This window comes from Butyricimonas faecihominis (assembly GCF_033096445.1).
GTDB classification, from domain to species: domain Bacteria; phylum Bacteroidota; class Bacteroidia; order Bacteroidales; family Marinifilaceae; genus Butyricimonas; species Butyricimonas faecihominis.
Genome location: NZ_AP028155.1, coordinates 1,129,629 through 1,148,760 on the forward strand (window position 1 = coordinate 1,129,629; position 19,132 = coordinate 1,148,760).

A 19,132-nucleotide genomic window follows, 5' to 3' on the forward strand; every position below is an offset into this window, starting at 1 on the left:
AATCAGTATTAAAGTTTAACTCTAAAATTTCAAAACAATGACACAGTTCGCAAGACTTTCCGTTGAAGCTCAAAACATAGTGAACAAATTCTCTAATAGTATTTGGAGTAAAGGTTTTACCAATAATCCTTCAATGATATTGGGCGCAAGCCTTTATGCCACTAATCCTAATGCCAAGTCTTCGGTCGTAAAAGAATTGGATAAATACATCATCGATTTAAAAGAAGAATTACCTTCTGAGCAAATAGACATTTTAAAGAACGAATACAGAAATGTCATTCTTTCTTGTTTTGACCAAGATTCAGAGAATTTCTTGCGTAATGGCGCAACTCAAATTACGCCATCAGGATTAGTTGACCTGTGTCTGAAAATAGCAGAATGCGAGCCTAATAGTGAGGTATATTTACCTTATAATGGTACTGGGGAATTTTCTCATAAACTGATTGGCTGCAAGTGTGACGGCTATGAGCAAGGCATTATCAACTGGGCTATATCAGAGATTCTTAATTCCGCAGTAGGAGTAGAATGTAACATCGAGTGTGTTGCCTTCCCAATTGTTATGACTACCAAGGAGTACGATTATATATTTACATGTCCTCCTTTCGGTCAAAGACGAGAAACTATAAGTAGTTTAATTCATCTCTTAGAGACAAATCTCAAAAAAGATGGGGAACTTTACGCTATTGTACCTTTTGATGTTTGTACTACTCTTAGTGGAAATTACGGCTTTGATTTTAGGAAAACAGCAGCAGATTTAAATGTTAGTATCGCTGTTTTGGCTTTACCTTCAGAGACCTTCCAACCATACACTGGAGTAAAAACTTGCCTTATTCATATCAAAAAAGATGGATTAGGAAATGTAATCCTTGCAGATTTTAGCAGTTCAACATTTGTATCAAGGACAAATGTCGTAGGTCGTAAAAGATACACACTCAAAACCGAAAGCATCATAGAATCGTTGAAAGAGCGTGATGAGAAATTAGTTTGGTGCGGAAAGTATCCTGACCTGACAGGCTCGCTATCCTTCTCCCCAAATAGATATTTGCCTACAATCAATGCCCCAATACTTGCTGCCGGAGAAAAGTTGGTCAAATTAGGTGAGCTAATAGAACGAGTTCCTGCAACAAGGCTAACTGTTAAAGCCGTTAGACCACTCGTTGGTAACAGGGAATTATTTGACGATTATCTTAATTGCATATTATCTGCCGATAATACTCTTGCCAGCGTTAAAGAAACCAATAGTGTCATAGACCAGAACTGTCTTTTGATTGGATTTATAGGGGGGAAAGTTAAGGTTGCAAGATTGAAAAATGCCACTCAAACTAACTCTGTTTCTTTGAGAAGTGAGATTTTCCCTGTTAAGATTGTGTCAAACATCATAACAGAGGATTATCTATTGCGCTCTTTATTGTGCGATTATTCTAAGGAACAAATTGTTAAGCTATCAACCGGAAGTGTCATAAGTCGAATTTCTTTCAGAGATTTATGCGACATACTTATCAAAGTTCCGTCATTGGAGGAGCAGGAAAAAGTATGTTACAATGAAGCGCATGCTGGTATTCAAGAAGCCGACATTACACTTCAAAAGATATATGAAGATTTCCGTAAGGATATTCATATGAAAAAACATGCTATAGGTCAGACATTATCAAATTTCAAGAACTGGTGGAGATTGTTAGAACAGGTAAGAAAAGACAACAATGGTATCATTGACGAGAATGCCATAGTCGGTCGTATTCACAAAGTCTCAGTTAAAGAAATTTTTGAGAATTTGGAAACTTCGATGTCAAAACTTTCTACACAGTTTAACAAGTTTGACACAGGTTATGGCTTGCCAAAAGAAGATATAGCTTTGACTGAATTCATTGAGAATTACATTCACGGAAATAAAAGTCCTCTATTTCGATATGAGTACAGTTCAGCAGATCATCGCTGTATAGAGGATATTCCAGAGATAGATATTGATAGTAATCTAAATGGTAAACTTACCGGTAATTATGTTCTGAGAAAAGGCGATCCTATTGAATATGTTAAGTTTTCCAAGGAAGCTCTTACCACTATATTCAATAATATCGTTAGCAATGCGTGTGCTCACGGATTTGTAAATAGAGAGGATGCCGATAACATCATAAAAATTGAGATTGGCTCCGAAGGATCGGACTACATCGTTTCAATATCAAATAACGGTGAGCCATTAGTTCCTCAAATGAGTTGCAGCGACATAACTGTTTATGGTCAGACTTCTGGCAATTCTAATACTCATTTTGGTATTGGAGGATACGAAATCAAAAAACTCATGGAAGAGTTTGGTGATAACTTAGAGATTATTTCAGAGCCTGAAAATGAGTTTACTATTACTTATAAACTTATTTTTCACGATACTAACATAGATTCATCTTTTGAATTATGAGAGAAGAAACATTTTATAAAGTACTTTGGGTAGAAGATGACCTTAGCATTATACAAGGTTATCAAATTATTGCTGAGTCAAAAGACATAGAGCTTGATGTGGCAACAAATTGGGAAGAAGCGGAGGAAAAACTGCGCATCAATTTCAAAGAATACTCTGCCATCATCTTGGACGCTCAATGTAAAATTAAAAAAGCAGATACAGTAGCATCAAAGCTATTCTTGGGACAATGTCTCTGTTCGCTTATCAAGAATTTTCGGAGAAAAGCATAAATTCATACCTTGGTATGTTCTTTCTGCTGGAACAATGGATGATTTCAGCATAGTATTGGAATTGATTTACACCGAAGAAAGACAAAACTTTGATTCATTGTGGGGACCTATGAAATATATCAAGGCCAAAGATGAGGAAATTGATGGCAAAAAGGTCGCACAAGAAGAAATACTTTTTGATAATATTAGACGAGTAGCTTCATCCACAGGTATCAATACGGTATTGTTCAGACATTCTGATGTATTCAAATATCTTGGCGAGGGACGTGTATTTGGTTATATAAAAGCACGCACTTATATGTTGAAGATGCTTTCCGCACTTTACTATCCGGAAGAAAATTTGAACTTTGTATATGAGGGTAACCCACTCCGCAAGGTAATAGAATATCTATTTCGTGGTGCAAATAAATTTGGTCTTCTTCCTGACGATTTCTTTGACACTAATGGTCATATTGTGTCGCTAGATGCCAGTAGATTCATGGCAGGTCTGGAGACTAATGTTTATGATGGAAGAACTATCAAAAACAAAGTAAGATTTGGGGAGCCTGATGATTGTATTTTCAATCAAGAAATAGCAATGTTTGTCAAAAACATCTTGAATTATTCTAGTTCAGACTCACATACAAATGAAGATGATCCATACATAATTGAGGAAGATAAGAAAGAAATTTTCTTTGGATATGTCCTTCAGCTATGCCATGTGATTAAATGGCTTGGCGAGTATATCAACTCTAATCCGGACATTAAGACAAACAAATCCAAGATAAAAATTATTCCATTACCGGCACCTAGCACAACTATAACAGACATTGGAAAGAAAAAAGATATTAAGGTTGTGGAAGGAAAGGTTGTGGAGTTTCCTTCTATAGATTCTTTGATAGGGACGGAATGTAATATTATGTACCACAGAAGCGGAAAGTTGACATGTGGTCCATATTGCAAATTAGATTCTAAATACAGCCCTATGCTCAGGAAGAAAGCGATTCTAAAGAATATCATTCAGAACGAAGGTATGGATATGGCTGAATTGCCTTATATAGTAACAGAAATAGAAATTGTACAGTAAGCATATGATAACAGGAGAAAAGAAACAACAAGTCGATAATATATGGCAGACATTTTGGAACAATGGCTTCACACAGCCTTCGGCAATCTTTGAGCAGATCACCTATTTGCTCTTTATGAAGATGCTTGATGAGAAGCAACTGGAAAAGGAGGCCATTGCCAACCTGACAGGCGATAAATTGCTAAACCCCACTTTCCCAGAAGGAATGTGGCACAACCCGAATACAGACCAAGAAGTGCCATACAGCGAGATGCGTTGGCACAACTTCAAGGATATGGAATCTGCAAAGATGCTGAACCGTGTCCGTAACGATGCGTTTATCTTCCTGCGGCATATCGGGGGCGAAGGCTCGGCATATAGTCAGGCAATGGAGGATACTGTCTTTCAGATAACCAATGCACGATTGTTGTCACGTGTAGTCGAGGGTATAGAAGAGTTGGCATCCGACGGTGCGGACATGATGGGCGACATATACGAGTATATGCTTGGCAAGATGGCGGCATCGGGAACCAACGGACAATTCCGCACCCCTCGCCACATTATCCGCATGATGGTGGAACTGATGCGTCCCACGCTTGATGACATCATTTGTGACCCTGCCATGGGTTCGGCAGGGTTCATTATGGAAGCGGCAAAATACATTGCGGAACATCAGGGCGACGAACTGCTGAATATCGACAACCGAAACAGATACCGGAACGAGATTTTCCACGGTTCGGATTCCGATGCCTCGATGATGCGCATCGGCTGCATGAACATGATGCTCCATGATGTGGATGAGCCACAACTGCACTATCGCAACTCGTTATCGAACGAGAACAACGACACTAACAAATACACGCTTTGCCTCGCCAACCCGCCATTCGCAGGAAGCCTTGATGCCGATGATATCGCGCACACATTGAAAGCTGCTGTCAAGACGAAAAAGACAGAACTGCTGTTCCTTGCTCTGATGATGCGGATGTTGCAGACGGGCGGCCGATGCGCTTCTGTCGTTCCCGACACGGTGCTTACAGGCGATGCACAAGCCTATAAGACCATACGTTCCGCATTGGTGGATAATCACTGTCTGCAAGCTGTTATCACCATGCCATCAGGCGTGTTCCAGCCTTACAGTGGGGTATCCACAGCCATCATAATCTTCACCAAGACCGGAACGGGTGGAACGAACAGGGTTTGGTTTTACGATATGCGTGCCGATGGCTATTCTCTAACGACACAACGCACTCCTACCCCGGAGCAAAACGATGTCCCTGACATTGTCTCCCGTTTCCATAATCTCGAAGCGGAAGCCGACCGCAGCCGCAGGGAGCAATCATTCTTTGTAACTGCCGATGAAATACGCGAAAACGGCTACGACCTCAGTTATAAGCGTTATCACGAAGTGGAGCGTGAGGCAGTAGTATATGATGCGCCCGAGGTGATTATGGCTCGTATGGAGGAACGGCAAAAGACTATTGATGCAGCCTTTGCCGAGTTTAAGAAACTGCTTAATTCGTGAGGGTATGAAAGTGGATAAATCAAGATGGCACAGAGATTTACTTGGAAATCTTTGTAATATTAAACGTGGCGGTTCACCTCGTCCTATTCAAAAATTTCTAACCGATGCCCCTGATGGTATCAATTGGATTAAAATAGGAGATGCCGGAGATTCAAAATTTATATCCTCCTGCAAGGAAAAAATCATTCCTGAAGGTGTAAGTAAATCCCGTTTCGTTCACAAAGGAGATTTTCTACTGTCAAACTCTATGTCATTTGGCAGACCCTATATTCTCAATGTTGATGGTTGCATACATGACGGTTGGCTTGTGTTAGAACAGCCGAAACAGTTTGATAAATCCTACCTATATTATCTCCTTGGATCAGCTCCTATGTATGAAAAATTTGCTCAGAAAGCACAAGGAGCTGTTGTAAATAATCTAAATATTGATAGAGTTGCTTCTGTTGAAATAATATATCCTCCGCTGGATATTCAACAAGCGATAGCAGCAGAGTTGGATGCTGTGCAAGCGATGATTGACGGCTACAAAGCGCAATTAGAGGACTTGGATGCACTGGCGCAATCCATTTTTCTGGATATGTTCGGTGACCCGGTGAGTAATCCGAAAGGATGGGAAAAGGGATCTTTAAATAAATATGCATCCATAGGAACAGGTGCAACTCCAAGTCGCAAAATAGTATCATACTATGAAGGAGATATTCCATGGGTTAAATCTACGGAAGTACATAATTCATATATTTGGGAGACTCAGGAGCACATAACTAAAGAAGCTATAGATAATTCCAATTGTTCGATTTATCTTCCTGATACCATACTTGTTGCGATGTATGGACAAGGTAAAACAAGAGGTCAAGTCGGGTTATTAAGAATTAAAGCAGCAACAAATCAAGCATGTGCAGCCATACAATGTAAAGACTCATTAAATCCTACTTTTTGTTATTGGCATTTTCAAATGTGTTATGAAGCTAATCGTGAATTAGGAAATGGAACAAACCAAAAAAACATGAATCTTACTATTGTTGGAAATATCAAATTTATAATTCCCCCACTCTCTTTACAACAAGAATTTGCCTTCAAGATTGAATCCATTGAAAAACAGAAAGAGTTAATCTGCAAGCAATTGGAAGATGCCAAAACCATGATGGCAGAACGAATGCAATATTATTTTTCATAAAGTAGCACAATGGCAATGAAAGAGATAGATAAAAAATTAAAAGATACCATCCACCGATATTCCGGTTCAGGTATTGAGCAACAGGTAGATTACGACAAATTCTACCTCTATTCGCTTATCACGCACTCCACAGCCATCGAGGGTTCTACCGTTACCGAGGTGGAAAACCAACTTCTGTTTGATGAAGGAATTGCCGCCAAGGGAAGAAGCCTCATGGAGCAGATGATGAATGTGGACTTGAAGAACGCCTATCTCTTTGGATTTGAATGGGTAAAATCTGCTCGGCCTTACACGGTTGAATTCTTGTGTGAGCTGTCTGCTAAAGTCATGCGGCGTACCGGTTCGGAATACTCCACATTAGGCGGCACATTCGATTCCTCCAAAGGCGAGTTGCGCCGTTGCAATGTGAGTGCCGGTATCGGAGGAAAGAGCTATCTGGCTTTTCAAAAAGTTCCTAAAGCAACGGCTGAGTTTTGTGAGTGGCTGAATGAGGCATTGTCATCCATTGACAAAAACGACATGGCCGCCTGTTATCGCCTGAGTTTTGAAGCCCATTTCCGCTTGGTTACCATTCATCCGTGGGTGGACGGCAACGGTCGCACCACACGCCTATTAATGAACATGGTGCAACGGCAGTTGGGACTTATCCCCTCCATTGTGACGAAAGAAGCAAAAGGAGAATATATACAGGCACTGATAGACAGCCGCGAGCATGAAGACAGTACCATTATTCAAGATGTAATGATGGCACAACATATTACCAATCTCGAAAATCGGACTTTACAGTATCAAAAGGCCACAAGTGATACTGTAAATGATACTGCAAGTGATACTGTAAAAACCAACGACACCACTTCACGGCTTGTCACCGCAATAAAAGAGCATCCAGAATACACATACGATGAATATGCACAGATGCTGGGTATCAGTCGCGCCACCGTTGCCCGACATATCAAGAAACTAAATGGAACAGTAATACATCGAGTCGGTTCGGACAAAGATGGTTATTGGCAATTTATAAAAGACTGAGTTATGAGGAATTTCGACATCATAAAAGGCATTGACGGATTAGGGACAATCTATCGGTATTGTGCAACAGCCGAGGATTTTCAAGTAAACAATCCGATGATTTCGGCACAGCAGGCACGGCTTGCGTTAGAAACAATGGTGAAGACCGTTTACCGTCTGAAAGGGTGGCAAATAGGCGAACGGGCTTCGTTGCTTTCGCTAACCACCGATGAGCGTTTCACCGGTTTCATAGACAGCGAAGACCTGATGAAGCGCATTCACTATATCCGCAAAATCGGCAATACCGCAGCTCACGCCGGTGATGGCTTCGTCGGGCGCAGAGAATCGTTCTTTGCCGTATTGAACCTCTATTACATCATTGGCTCTATCATGCTGGCTTGGCAAGTGATTGACAGTTTGCCTGATTTTGATAAAGGATTGATACCGCAAACGCCACAGACAAATCCTCTCGCCATTGTTCCTCAAACAGACCAAGTAAACACAACCACCACACGAGCAGCCACCACTGCTGCACAAGCGGTGGAAGAAAGCTCCGATGCACAGCCTGCAACGGTAGAAGCACAGCCGGTAGTAAACGACCTGTCGGAAGCGGAGACACGACGGCTGTATATCGATTTGCTACTGCATGAAGCCGGTTGGAAAATATCTGAGCGCAAAGGGGAAACCATAGCACGGCAGGCTTGCATCGAGGTTGAAGTACAGGGTATGCCAAATGAAAGCGGAGTGGGTTATGCCGATTATGTATTGTTCAATGCCGGTGGAATACCGTTGGCTGTCATCGAAGCCAAACGCACAAGCAAGAATGCCGCAGAAGGGCGTCATCAAGCGGAATTGTACGCTGACTGCTTGGCTGCACGCTATGCCTGTCCCAGACCGGTAATCTATTATACCAATGGATTTGAAACCAATATAATAGACGGCATAGGGTATCCATCGCGTAAAGTAATGGGATTTCATACCATCGATGAACTGCAACGCATGATTTCGCAAAGAGGGCGCAATGACATTACAGACCTTACCATCTCCGACAAGATAACCAACCGTAATTATCAGAAACGGGTTATTGCCTCTGTCTGCAACCATTACAACAAGAAGCACAGGCGAGCATTGCTGGTGATGGCTACAGGGACGGGGAAGACACGTGTCAGTATCTCGCTCGTAGATGTATTGGTGCGGAACAACTGGGTAAAGAACGTACTGTTCCTTGCCGACCGAATTGAACTGGTTAATCAAGCACAGAAGAACTATACAAAATTATTGCCTGACATAACGGTCAGTTCCTTGCGGGACAGCGATGTGGATACGTCAGCACGCATCCTGTTCTCTACCTACCAAACCATGATAGGTCATCTGGACAAGGATTCCAAGACATTCTCATTAGGCAGGTTTGACCTTATCATCATAGACGAGGCCCATCGCAGTGTGTTTGGTAAGTATGGAGCCATATTCGATTATTTTGACGGACTCCTCTTAGGCTTGACGGCAACGCCACGCGATGAAGTCGATCGTTCCACATACGACCTTTTCGGCATGGAACAAGGCGAACCGACAGACAGCTACGAATACGATGAAGCAGTAGCAGATGGTTATTTGAATCCATTCAAGGCAATCAAAGACAATTCGCAAATCCTGACCGAAGGGATTAATCCTGAACAACTTTCTCCGGAAGAGCGCAAACAATTGGAAGAGATTTTCGAATATGAAAAAATGATGGCCGGGTTGGAACCGGACGACCCATATAGCCGCACCATCAACGCAACAGAAATTTTCAAATATATTTTCAACCAAGATACAGTTGACCATGTATTGAATAGATTAATGAACGAAGGTGTCCGGGTAAATGAAGACACCATGATTGGCAAAACCATCATATTCGCTTATAATCACAAACATGCCGTGTTTATTGCCGAACGGTTTGTCGCTCTTTACTCCGACCTGGGACCGGATTTCTGTCGGGTGATTGACAATTACGAAAAGTATTCATCAGACCTGCTTGATAAGTTTGCCGATAAAGAGAAGCAACCTCAAATTGCAGTATCGGTAGATATGCTCGACACAGGCATTGATGTTCCTGAAATTGTAAACTTGGTATTCTTTAAGCCTATTCATTCCAAGATTAAGTTTTGGCAAATGATAGGCAGAGGCACACGCCTGTGCGAAAACTTGTTTGGTGAAGGCTTGGACAAGAAAGAGTTTCTGATATTTGACTTCTACCGCAATTTTGAATATTTCGAGATGAATCCCGAAGGTGTCAGGCCAACACAGTCGCAGTCTATCGTAAGTCTGCTGTTCAATTTGCGCACGGATATAAAATTCGCCTTGCAAGACGGAGAACATCAGACCAATGAGGAAACCAAGGCTTTTCATGACAACCTTGCCGACATTTTGCACCGGCAGATAGACGGACTGAATAGGAATCGGATTGATGTCCGGCTACAACTGAGAGCAGTAGAAACATACGCCACCCCGGAATCTATGGTATGCCTGACACTTGGCGATGTAATGGCAATGAAAGGGAAAATATCGCCATTGCTTAAAAACACAACCACCGACACAGCTGCGCTAAAGTTTGACGCATTGGTACTGAAATCACAACTTGCATTGGTAGATGATACCGTCAACTCCGCATCTTCTGAGCGGAAAATAATGGATATAGCCGGTTATCTCAAAGAAAAGAAAGCGTCCATTCCGCAAGTAATGGCTAAGATGGATGTATTGGACGAAGTGCTATCTGTCCATTTCTGGGAATCGAAAAGCCTTGGTTCTCTTGAACGCGTCAGGAAGGAACTTCGTGACCTTATTCAATACTTGGATAGTAGCACAACAGGACAAACATTTACCATTAATGTAAAAGACACGTTTGAAGAAGATAATTCAAGCGTTAATATCACTCCTATACGCACCTATCGCCGCAGAGTGGAAGATTATCTTAAGGAACATCTGTCAGACGATGATGCCTTACAGAAGATATATCATCTTGAACCGCTTTCAGAACAGGACATCAACCGATTGGAACAGATTTTCTGGGAAGAGTTGGGCTCAAAGGAAGAGTTTGAGGCACAAACAAGGACAAAACCATACCAACACAATGTGGCCGCCTTTATCCGTTCAATCATTGGCGTGGAACAAAATGTTGCGCTGGAGAAATATCGCGCATTGATTTATGGCGCAGAACTGACCCGTATGCAGGAAGAATATCTGCGCACGCTTATCCGCTATGTATGCGAGAATGGTGATATTACCACTGTTGTATTGCAACAACCACCTTTCAATAAGTTTACAACCATCTTCCGCGATAGTCCCAAAGCGTTGATTGATTATGTGAAACTTATCAGTCAGGTGATTGCGGCATAAACCATTAATATTATGAATAATATGAACCAGTACATAAAGAATGTAGTTAAACGAATGTATCAAATAGATGTTGATACAGCATCGAAAGAGCAACTTGAAGCCATTGAAGAAATCAATGTCAGTGATATTACTATGAATAGTGAGGTTACGACATGGAATTTCTCTGAATTCCCGAATCTAAAAAAGATTGATTGCAGTTATCTGTTCATCAAAGATTTGATAACAACGGGATGTACTGAACTAGAATATCTTCGGTGGGAAGGAGTTAGAGGTAATGACATACACTTAGACCTTTCAACGAATAAGAAGTTGAAGAAAGTTGTCGGTGGGCAGGATGGAATTGTCGAACTTGATTTTTCTTTCAACCCCTTACTTGAAGAAGTATCTATGTCTTTATCACAAAGTTTACGTTGGATAGAACTATCTCATTGTAACAACCTAAAGAGACTAACATTGTTCGGAGTTTTAATCCCATTTGTGGATTTGACAGCATTACATAATCTGGAGTATGTAAACATTAGCTATATGAATCAATATAGAAATATGGCAGATGAATATGGGGATGGTTATCCACGCCCAATTTTGTTTGTGAATGAAGATTTTAACGAATCTATCATAGAAGACCACACACGTCAATATTCATACTACACATACAAACTCATTAAAGTCTCAGAAGGTTCTAAAGAACAAAAATTCTTAAATGAGGTAAAAGCTATGAAGGAGAAAATCCTCTCTATCCCTGTTGACCGTAAAGGTAAATATGTGGCTATTTTACATTATGCTCTTATGGATAAATTAAACAATCTATGAAGGACTTAATTGATTAATATATGGAATCAATACGGATATTCCTATTAAAAGGAAAAGAGAACATGATAGACCATGTAAAGAGCATTCAAACACTTGGATGTGCCTACTGGAAAAAAGCTCGTAACAAAAATTTGAAAATTGGAGATATATGCTACCTCTATCTAAGCGGTAAAGGACATTACCAAGTTCGCTATCGTCTTGAAGTCGTTGACACCAGCTGTACTCGCGAAGATAGTTCATGCTGGGTTACTCCTTTTAGGGCTGACAATGATTGTTATAAACTCACTCCAACATCTGCTATGTATGAGGGAAAAGAGTTGTCATTAGATGCACTCGAAGGAATCGGTATCAATCGATATACTCAATTCAAGGAACTCAATGAATACCAAGAAGATTTTTTAAGCAAATACTTTATGTGAAATGAGTATGCCAGACGATAGAAGACCAAGAATTATCAACGTAACACGCAAGCCAACAAAATGTCCGAATTGCGGAGAAAAGGTCGTTGATATAGTGTATGGTACAGGAGATATGACTGAAATTGAGTTTGCACTTCAATACCGAAAGGAAGCCATAATGGGTGGAGATAACATACCTCGTCGTCCTCCGATATGGTGTTGCTCGTGTGGATGCAAGCGGTTTCGGAAAGTGAATCCCGACGGAACAGATGTAGCTGTGAAAGTAAAAATGCTAAAAGACACCCGTAAAGCACCTGCATCCGTTATAAATTGGTCTTCTTCAATGGTTGATAGAGCACTGAAGAATAATCAGATAGACTCAATACATAAATACACTTTGGATATAACTACAGATTTTGATGAACAAGAGACTTTAGTCATCACTGCTGTAAGCCAAACAGATGCAGAACTTCTTGCAAGAGATTTGGTTAGGAATGGAGCAGTTGGACTTAAAGGTCGTAGGTGTATAAAAGTAGAAGTAATTTCTGAACATCCACAATATAAATGTTATCACGATAATGCTCAGTAAAAAAGACATTGAAGAACTAGCCACAGGTGCTGTCAAAAGATATTTCAACACATGTAACCTCATTTCTCCTCAAATTCAAGAAAATGACAAAACTCCAGATTGGGACGGCTATTTGAATATTTACAAAGAGAAGAAAGATGTTCGAAGGAATTTTATTGGTTGCATCAGGATACAAGTAAAAGGTATTCAAGTTAATGACTTTAAGAAAACAGAATCTTTTCCTATAGAGACTGTATTTCTTAACAATGCCCGTAGTGAAGGATTTGTGTTTTTTGTTGTGGAAGTAAAAGAAGACGGCACCTCCACAATATTTTATAGAATGATGGCACCAATAGAAATAAGAGCTGAATTATCTAAATTAAAGAATGATCAGAAGACTAAAAATTTTCATTTTGAGATATTAGATAGCGATAAGGATTTTATAACTAGACAATTAGCTGAATTTCTTATTGACTGTATTAAACAAAAGAGTTTTGCTATCAAAGATGAATTTAAGATAGAGGATATAAAAGATGCGACAGAATATCAATGGGGATTTACTATGTTAGGAAAGAAAGAAAACTTTGCTAAGGATATATTTGATGGATTTAAGTCTTTCTTGTATGCGAAAACAAAAGAAGGTGTAGAAATTCCCGTAGGAAATAGTCGTATGACTGTTTGTATTCCTGAGATTACAGGTATACAGCAAGAACCCGTAGTAACAGACAATATAATAGCCAACGAATATACTCTTAAATATTCAAAAGATTTTATCACCTATGAGATTCAAAATTTGCTATCATTCAAGATATTGAACAACGTGAATGTGAAAGAAAATAATGTAACTATTGATATACTTGCAAAAACGACAGAACAATACATAGAAGCATATAGTATTTTTTTATCATTATTAAGAGTTAGACAAATAAAGTTCGGAAGTCATTGCCATACTCTAAAAACAAAAAACACAGATAGAATAATATCGGATTTAGAAAATAGAATTTCTAATTTTAAAAAGCACGCGGAAGTTATTAAAGTATTGAACATTAAAACACCACTTGACTATGGCATCTTTTCAAAAGAAGATAACAAATCTATTCTTCAATTACATAAGGCATTAATTGAACATCAACCCATTGGATTAAACAAACCCAAAGCATTCTTTAAATTAGACATAGCGAACATCTGCATCCTTCTGACTTGCCAAAGTGATGGCAATGGAAAGTTTTATATTGATGATTTTTTCAAGAATTCAAATATAAAAGTAAGCCAGGATGGTAACAAAAAACCATTCCTGGTACCAATATTTTCATTTCTAGAAAAATTAGGCTATGTATTATTTGACAATATTCCTTATGACAAAATTTTGGATTCATATAAAGAATTTGTTGATATTGATTCTAGGGTATACACTCAAGCCAATTTAGACCTCTTGGAAATGCTTAAAGCCGCAGATGAATTACAAAATAAACAGATGCTCTCAAAAAGAAAAATTACATTAAATACTGCTTTAGAATTAGCTCAATGGCTAATTGAGAATGATAAGCAAACATCGTTAACAGATATACACCTCATAAATTACTTACAAACAACTAAAAGACTCCGAGACTTGACTGATGAAGAAAGGAAACCGTTGATAAAAATGACCCAAAGCTCAGAACCTATGGTAAGAGCAGCAGCGAATATACTTTTAGGGGATACAGATGTGGCAAAATATATAATTGAAAACATGAAAAATGACGATAAAATTATATTTGTAAATTTTCCAATTTATCACTTATTGTTGAAATAATAAAGATGCTGCAAGATTTAAAACAATAATCTATCGTCACCTCGTAATACCCCTATAACTATTCTCTAACTCGTTTCACATAACTAATCAAGATAAAAGGGTCTATACTATTTCCATTATATTTACAGGTTATATGCAGATGTTCCCCAGTGCTGCGCCCGGTATTGCCTGTAATCCCGACAACATCACCCGACAGAACGTCCTGCCCCTGTGATACGGAGATTTGAGACAAGTGACAATAACTGACGGTAAAGCCACCGTGCTGGATAGTAACATATTTCCCGGACACCTTATCCTGTCCAACAGCAAAGACTCTCCCCTGCATCATGGCAAATACCTTGGAACTTCGGGCATGGAGGTCAATACCATTGTGAAACTTCCTCTTCCCCGTGAATGGGTCTTTCCGATAACCGTAAGGCGAATTTATCTTGATATGTGAGAGCGGATAGCATACGCTGAGATAGCGAGCTACCTGCTCTTTCTTTTTTGTGTCAGTACTTGACAATGAAACCTTGTCGGGTACGGACTTTTCATTTACAGAGGTGATGCTTTCGGGTGTCGCCTCTGCTTTGTTTGTCGTCCGGGTGGGATTTTCAACAGTGACTTTATAGCGATTGCCCGGAAAGGAAACCGTGTTGAACTGCGCTTTCACATGGTTCCCGGATAATAACAAAAGAAGGGCTATAACGATTCGTGTATTACTCATAGATGCAAATGTAGGAACAGTTCTCCGACCGTGCCAAAAGATGTCTTGATTTACCTCCAAAATATAACATTAAATAAGTTCAGAGTATGAATACTGCATTATAATCATACTTAAAGCATAAATAAACACAAATAATCAGGCTATTTAGAACTACACAAATTGAAGTATGAACAATAGTATATACCTTTGTCAAAGTATAATCAAAATATCATATTAAAATATGAAACAAGTACGATTTGAATTTGAAGAACTGCCTTACGAAACTCTCTCGCAGTTCGGACTCACACAGGAAATGATTGAAGACCTTCCTATGCACATCTTGGAAGAACTCAGCCACGGCAGGCACTCGCCTGTACTTCCCATCAAGGTAAACGATGATAACGGAAACACGGTCACCGACCGTAGCCGATTCGCTTTCGTGCGCAAGGAGAACGGAGAAGCCGATGTCGTGTTCTACCCAGTGCTGAAGAAATCCTCCTTGGAGAAGTACAGCGAGGAACAACAGAGGCAGCTCCGTTCCGGCAAAGTCATTCTTGCCGACACGGTAACGGCTGACGGGCGAAAGACAAAAGCCTTCGTACAGATCGATACCGAAACCAATCAGGTCATGTCCGTCCCCACGCAGGTCATCGCCCGGAACCTACAGGTGATGGCAGAAGAACTGAAACTCAGCAATGCCGAAATCAAGGTGATGCAGCAGGGCGAACCGCTGACCTTTGTGATGCAAGACGAGCCTGTAACAGTCGGCATCAGCCTGCACGAGAAGGACGGTATCCGCTTCTGCCAGGGAGACACCAAGAAATGGAGCGAGCAGACCAAAAGAGAATGGGATAAATACACCTTCGGCTGTTACGGTTGCTGGATGATGGACGATGACGGCAATCTCGACTATATCCCGGAAGAGCAATACACGGAAGAACTCTGGAACGAACAGAAAAAGAGTGCCCAACGCAATATGGGTGCGGGACTTCACAAGTAAAACCTTTCAAACACTGTAATTATGGCACAAAACACCTATTATCCCGAAGAAGTGCTCATCGAGAAGATGGAGCGCGGAGAATACGGCTGGCTGGATTACGTCAACCACTTTTCTGCCGAATGGCAGGAAGAACTGGTGGAATACTGCAAGGCGCACTCGCTCACGATTGACGATGCGGCAGCCGAGCAATTCGTCCACTACAAGAGTGAACAATTAGAAGCCGCCATGGAAAGCGGTGAAGCATAAACACGGACTATGGCAATACGAACCAACACAAACCCGATGAGACCGGACTTGCAACCCGAAATGCGTGCTCTTTTGATGCGCAACGGTATGCAAGCCCATGTCGTACCTGTGGGTGACAGCTACCAGCTGGTAGTACAGGGGCACGATTCCCCACTGTTACGATACCCCATCAGCAGGCAGCAGATGCAGGCCCTGAGCGACTGGGGAACGAACCATGCCAACAAGAAAGCCTACGAGACCTTCACGGACATCGTAAAGGACGATTTTGATATGCCCCGCAACTTCGTCCACGCTCGCAACGCCAACGGTCGTGTGGCAATGGGACTTCACGGCTACCGTATCGGCATCGGTGAGTATGGCAGGGTCGGCAGGTACGGTATGCCACCCTCTTTCCTCGGATGGACTCCCAGACAGCAGGAAGGCTATCACTTGCGCAGGGTCGGCGGCCGGCTTTTCTATGCAGGTACGCCTATGGTGGCAGAACGCCCGGACGGACGGATGAAACCCGGTGAAATGCAATCCGGCGGTTACGGATTCTACTACAAAGGGCATCGGCAACCACAAGAGCAGGTACAGCCAGTCCGACAGGATGTCTTGCAGGATTTGCAGGCAGTCATCACCCCGATGGTAAACAAGCCAAGAAGCGAAGAACCGGCAAAGCCTTACAAGGAGTTGATTACCTCACCCGTCTATTTCTCCAATGAGAAGTGGCAGGAATGCCTTTCGTCACACGGCATCATCGTGGATACGGAAGCCGGAACACTGACCGTCCAGTCGGAAAAAGTCAGTGCCGATATGGTCTATGACCTGACAGAAGAGGAATTATCCGCACTGGTATCTAATTCCATTGAAGAGCATCCGGTTGAGAAACGCCTGGAGATTCTGAACAATGTCATTCAAAATGACTATTCCGATAAAATCACATTGGAATCGCTGAACAGCAAGGAGCGCATCAGCATTGCCCTGCACCCCGAAGTGGAGCAGGATCTGGCTATGCGGAACCGGCAGGAACAGGACTTGCTCCTGCCATTGGAATCCGATAACAGCCTTGCACCGCACTCTACCGAACAGACAGTACTGCAAGAAGACGAACATATCATCAGAGAGCCACAAGAAGGAGCCTTGATTGACGGACGGGACTTGTCATACATCAACGAAAACAAAGGCTGGTACCGGGAAGGAGAACATGGACGTGAGGTGGAAGTGGAAGCCATCGCCGTACAACCGGCAGAAACGGAGGGCAAATACAAGATGACCGCCATTATCAACGGAGAACCCATCACCCATGAAATCAGCCAGAAACAGTACGACAAGTTTCTGGCAGTCGATGACTACCACCGCATGAAGCTCTTTTCCAAGATATTCAACGAAGTGGATATGAAGACCCGTCCTGAAATGAGCAGCGGATTGGGTACGAAGATATTCGCCGCACTTGCCGCAGGTGCGGTAGTGCTGTCGGATGTCGCCCACGGGCTTCACCATCCCTGTCCGGAATTTTACGGAGAGCGTTTCTGTTCCGCACCCCGTCCTTATTTCAAGCCGGGAGTGGACTCGCCGATGGATGTGGCAGCAAGGAACTTTGAAGCGCAGATGAACAAGGAGGTGGCAGAGATGCGCAGAGGATTTTAAGGAATAAAAGGAACACACAGATGGCAAACGGAGAACTGACATACGATGACTTCCTGCAACGGCTGGACATTCAGGATATACTGATGGACGCAGGCTATCACCTGAACAAGCGTGACGGCTTGCGTTATCCGTCCTATATCCGCACGGACAGCAACGGCACACGCATCCGTGGTGACAAGTTCATCGTCACGCCGAACGGCAAATGCTGTTTCCAGCCACCACAGCAAAAGCTCTATAATATCATATCCTTTATCAAGGCATTCCCTGAGAAATTTGCGGAACACCGGAACGGCGTCTCTCCCGACAGGTTGGTCAACCTTGTCTGCAACAGGCTGTTGAACCAACCCATCAATGACAGACCTTTGCGCATCATCCAACCCAGACGGGAGAACACTCCGTTCAGGCTGGATGATTACGACATCCACCGTTTTGACGTGAAAGACAGAGAGACCCACAAACGTTTTTATCCCTATTTCAAGAACCGTGGCATCGACATCTTCACACAACGGGCTTTTGCCGACCATTTCTTTCTGGCTACCAGACACCGTTCAGACGGTTTGGCGTATGCCAACCTTGCCTTTCCACTGGTACTTCCCAAAGAGCCGAACAAGATTGCAGGACTGGAGGAACGAGGCCGTCCCAAGATGGACGGTAGCGGAAGTTACAAGGGCAAAGCCGAGGGCAGCAACAGCAGCGAGGGCTTATGGATAGCCAATTTCAGCGGTGAGCCTTTGCAAAAGGCAGGCGGCGTTGCGTGGTTTGAAAGTGCCTACGATGCAATGGCTTTCTACCAGATACACAGGAATGGTTTTCGGGACAACCCTGACCTTTCCAAGAAAAGCGTGTTCGTCTCCACGGGCGGCACTCCCACCGATATGCAGATTCGCGGTATGCTTTCCGTCACTCCGGATATAAACCACTACTTGTGTTTCGACAACGACAGTGCCGGGCGTGAGTTCGTGAAGAAGTTCCAAGCCATAGCGGAATCCATGCACATCAATTCCGACCGTATAAAAGTATTTCCCTTGATGCCCTGTTACAAGGACTGGAACGATGCCCTGCTTGGCAAGACAAGCGAGGAATACCTTGACAGCATCAAGGACGCGATTATCCCATTGGGAGCACCACTCGGTACCACAGGGTATGCAACCGACAAGGAAGAAGAACACCGACAACCAAATATACACAGATAAGAGCC

At 42.1% G+C, this 19,132-nt stretch carries 16 protein-coding genes; 15 read left to right on the plus strand and 1 reads right to left on the minus strand.

Going from position 1 to position 19,132, the window contains the following annotated elements; genetic code table 11:
• Window positions 1-37 precede the first annotated feature (37 nt).
• The 11 genes from R8806_RS04685 (at window position 38) to R8806_RS04735 (ending at window position 14,374) form a co-directional block, all read left to right on the plus strand.
• Entirely contained in the window at window positions 38-2,410 is a 2,373-nt protein-coding gene (locus R8806_RS04685; protein WP_120096388.1) for a GHKL domain-containing protein, read from the plus strand.
• Window positions 2,407-2,682 carry a hypothetical protein gene (locus tag R8806_RS04690; RefSeq protein WP_317715782.1) on the plus strand — a complete coding sequence of 92 codons (276 nt, stop codon included), beginning with the start codon at window positions 2,407-2,409 and terminating at the stop codon, window positions 2,680-2,682. The genes R8806_RS04685 and R8806_RS04690 overlap by 4 nt, the downstream gene beginning before the upstream one ends.
• Before the next feature lie 109 nt (window positions 2,683-2,791).
• On the plus strand, window positions 2,792-3,748 hold the full coding sequence (locus R8806_RS04695) for a hypothetical protein (RefSeq protein WP_317715784.1): 957 nt from the start codon (window positions 2,792-2,794) through the stop codon (window positions 3,746-3,748).
• A gap of 4 nt (window positions 3,749-3,752) precedes the next feature.
• The gene (locus R8806_RS04700; RefSeq protein ID WP_120096387.1) at window positions 3,753-5,249 is read left to right on the plus strand and encodes a class I SAM-dependent DNA methyltransferase; all 1,497 of its coding nucleotides are present in this window, start codon (window positions 3,753-3,755) and stop codon (window positions 5,247-5,249) included.
• A gap of 4 nt (window positions 5,250-5,253) precedes the next feature.
• The gene (locus R8806_RS04705) at window positions 5,254-6,423 is read left to right on the plus strand and encodes a restriction endonuclease subunit S (RefSeq protein ID WP_165859728.1); all 1,170 of its coding nucleotides are present in this window, start codon (window positions 5,254-5,256) and stop codon (window positions 6,421-6,423) included.
• 9 nt (window positions 6,424-6,432) lie between these two features.
• The gene (locus R8806_RS04710; RefSeq protein WP_229782895.1) at window positions 6,433-7,452 is read left to right on the plus strand and encodes a Fic family protein; all 1,020 of its coding nucleotides are present in this window, start codon (window positions 6,433-6,435) and stop codon (window positions 7,450-7,452) included.
• Window positions 7,453-7,455: 3 nt separating this feature from the next.
• Window positions 7,456-10,806 (plus strand): DEAD/DEAH box helicase family protein, encoded by a 3,351-nt coding sequence (locus R8806_RS04715; protein WP_120096385.1) that lies wholly within the window; start codon window positions 7,456-7,458, stop codon window positions 10,804-10,806.
• A gap of 12 nt (window positions 10,807-10,818) precedes the next feature.
• On the plus strand, window positions 10,819-11,616 hold the full coding sequence (locus tag R8806_RS04720) for a leucine-rich repeat domain-containing protein (RefSeq protein ID WP_104369956.1): 798 nt from the start codon (window positions 10,819-10,821) through the stop codon (window positions 11,614-11,616).
• A gap of 20 nt (window positions 11,617-11,636) precedes the next feature.
• Window positions 11,637-12,035 (plus strand): hypothetical protein, encoded by a 399-nt coding sequence (locus tag R8806_RS04725; RefSeq protein WP_103878068.1) that lies wholly within the window; start codon window positions 11,637-11,639, stop codon window positions 12,033-12,035.
• 7 nt (window positions 12,036-12,042) lie between these two features.
• Window positions 12,043-12,603, plus strand: coding sequence for a hypothetical protein (locus R8806_RS04730; protein ID WP_120096463.1), 561 nt, complete (start codon window positions 12,043-12,045; stop codon window positions 12,601-12,603).
• Window positions 12,593-14,374 carry a hypothetical protein gene (locus R8806_RS04735; RefSeq protein ID WP_103878067.1) on the plus strand — a complete coding sequence of 594 codons (1,782 nt, stop codon included), beginning with the start codon at window positions 12,593-12,595 and terminating at the stop codon, window positions 14,372-14,374. Before R8806_RS04730 ends, R8806_RS04735 begins: the two co-directional genes overlap by 11 nt.
• 58 nt (window positions 14,375-14,432) lie before the next feature.
• On the opposite strand, the gene R8806_RS04740 is transcribed toward R8806_RS04735, so the two are convergent.
• Complete coding sequence (locus R8806_RS04740; protein WP_120096460.1) at window positions 14,433-15,080, minus strand: M23 family metallopeptidase; 648 nt, start codon at window positions 15,078-15,080, stop codon at window positions 14,433-14,435.
• A gap of 220 nt (window positions 15,081-15,300) precedes the next feature.
• On the opposite strand from R8806_RS04740, the gene R8806_RS04745 reads away from it, so the two are divergent.
• The 4 genes from R8806_RS04745 to R8806_RS04760 are packed head-to-tail and all read left to right on the plus strand — an operon-like array spanning window position 15,301 to window position 19,127.
• Complete coding sequence (locus tag R8806_RS04745; RefSeq protein ID WP_151411581.1) at window positions 15,301-16,059, plus strand: DUF4099 domain-containing protein; 759 nt, start codon at window positions 15,301-15,303, stop codon at window positions 16,057-16,059.
• Window positions 16,060-16,080: 21 nt separating this feature from the next.
• Window positions 16,081-16,305 carry a hypothetical protein gene (locus R8806_RS04750; protein WP_075965714.1) on the plus strand — a complete coding sequence of 75 codons (225 nt, stop codon included), beginning with the start codon at window positions 16,081-16,083 and terminating at the stop codon, window positions 16,303-16,305.
• A gap of 9 nt (window positions 16,306-16,314) precedes the next feature.
• Window positions 16,315-17,934: a hypothetical protein gene (locus tag R8806_RS04755; RefSeq protein ID WP_167513906.1), complete on the plus strand. Its 1,620-nt coding sequence runs from the start codon at window positions 16,315-16,317 to the stop codon at window positions 17,932-17,934.
• Between the two features lie 20 nt (window positions 17,935-17,954).
• The gene (locus R8806_RS04760) at window positions 17,955-19,127 is read left to right on the plus strand and encodes a toprim domain-containing protein (protein ID WP_151411583.1); all 1,173 of its coding nucleotides are present in this window, start codon (window positions 17,955-17,957) and stop codon (window positions 19,125-19,127) included.
• Window positions 19,128-19,132: the final 5 nt, after the last annotated feature.

Excerpts from the sequence above, each read along its gene's own strand:
- R8806_RS04685 (WP_120096388.1), top strand. The coding sequence starts at position 38 with ATGACACAGTTCGCAAGACTTTCCGTTGAAGCTCAAAACATAGTGAAC.
- R8806_RS04690 (WP_317715782.1), top strand. The coding sequence starts at position 2,407 with ATGAGAGAAGAAACATTTTATAAAGTACTTTGGGTAGAAGATGACCTT.
- R8806_RS04695 (WP_317715784.1), top strand. The coding sequence starts at position 2,792 with ATGAAATATATCAAGGCCAAAGATGAGGAAATTGATGGCAAAAAGGTC.
- R8806_RS04700 (WP_120096387.1), top strand. The coding sequence starts at position 3,753 with ATGATAACAGGAGAAAAGAAACAACAAGTCGATAATATATGGCAGACA.
- R8806_RS04705 (WP_165859728.1), top strand. The coding sequence starts at position 5,254 with ATGAAAGTGGATAAATCAAGATGGCACAGAGATTTACTTGGAAATCTT.
- R8806_RS04710 (WP_229782895.1), top strand. The coding sequence starts at position 6,433 with ATGGCAATGAAAGAGATAGATAAAAAATTAAAAGATACCATCCACCGA.
- R8806_RS04715 (WP_120096385.1), top strand. The coding sequence starts at position 7,456 with ATGAGGAATTTCGACATCATAAAAGGCATTGACGGATTAGGGACAATC.
- R8806_RS04720 (WP_104369956.1), top strand. The coding sequence starts at position 10,819 with ATGAATAATATGAACCAGTACATAAAGAATGTAGTTAAACGAATGTAT.
- R8806_RS04725 (WP_103878068.1), top strand. The coding sequence starts at position 11,637 with ATGGAATCAATACGGATATTCCTATTAAAAGGAAAAGAGAACATGATA.
- R8806_RS04730 (WP_120096463.1), top strand. The coding sequence starts at position 12,043 with ATGCCAGACGATAGAAGACCAAGAATTATCAACGTAACACGCAAGCCA.
- R8806_RS04735 (WP_103878067.1), top strand. The coding sequence starts at position 12,593 with ATGCTCAGTAAAAAAGACATTGAAGAACTAGCCACAGGTGCTGTCAAA.
- R8806_RS04740 (WP_120096460.1), bottom strand. The coding sequence starts at position 15,080 with ATGAGTAATACACGAATCGTTATAGCCCTTCTTTTGTTATTATCCGGG.
- R8806_RS04745 (WP_151411581.1), top strand. The coding sequence starts at position 15,301 with ATGAAACAAGTACGATTTGAATTTGAAGAACTGCCTTACGAAACTCTC.
- R8806_RS04750 (WP_075965714.1), top strand. The coding sequence starts at position 16,081 with ATGGCACAAAACACCTATTATCCCGAAGAAGTGCTCATCGAGAAGATG.
- R8806_RS04755 (WP_167513906.1), top strand. The coding sequence starts at position 16,315 with ATGGCAATACGAACCAACACAAACCCGATGAGACCGGACTTGCAACCC.
- R8806_RS04760 (WP_151411583.1), top strand. The coding sequence starts at position 17,955 with ATGGCAAACGGAGAACTGACATACGATGACTTCCTGCAACGGCTGGAC.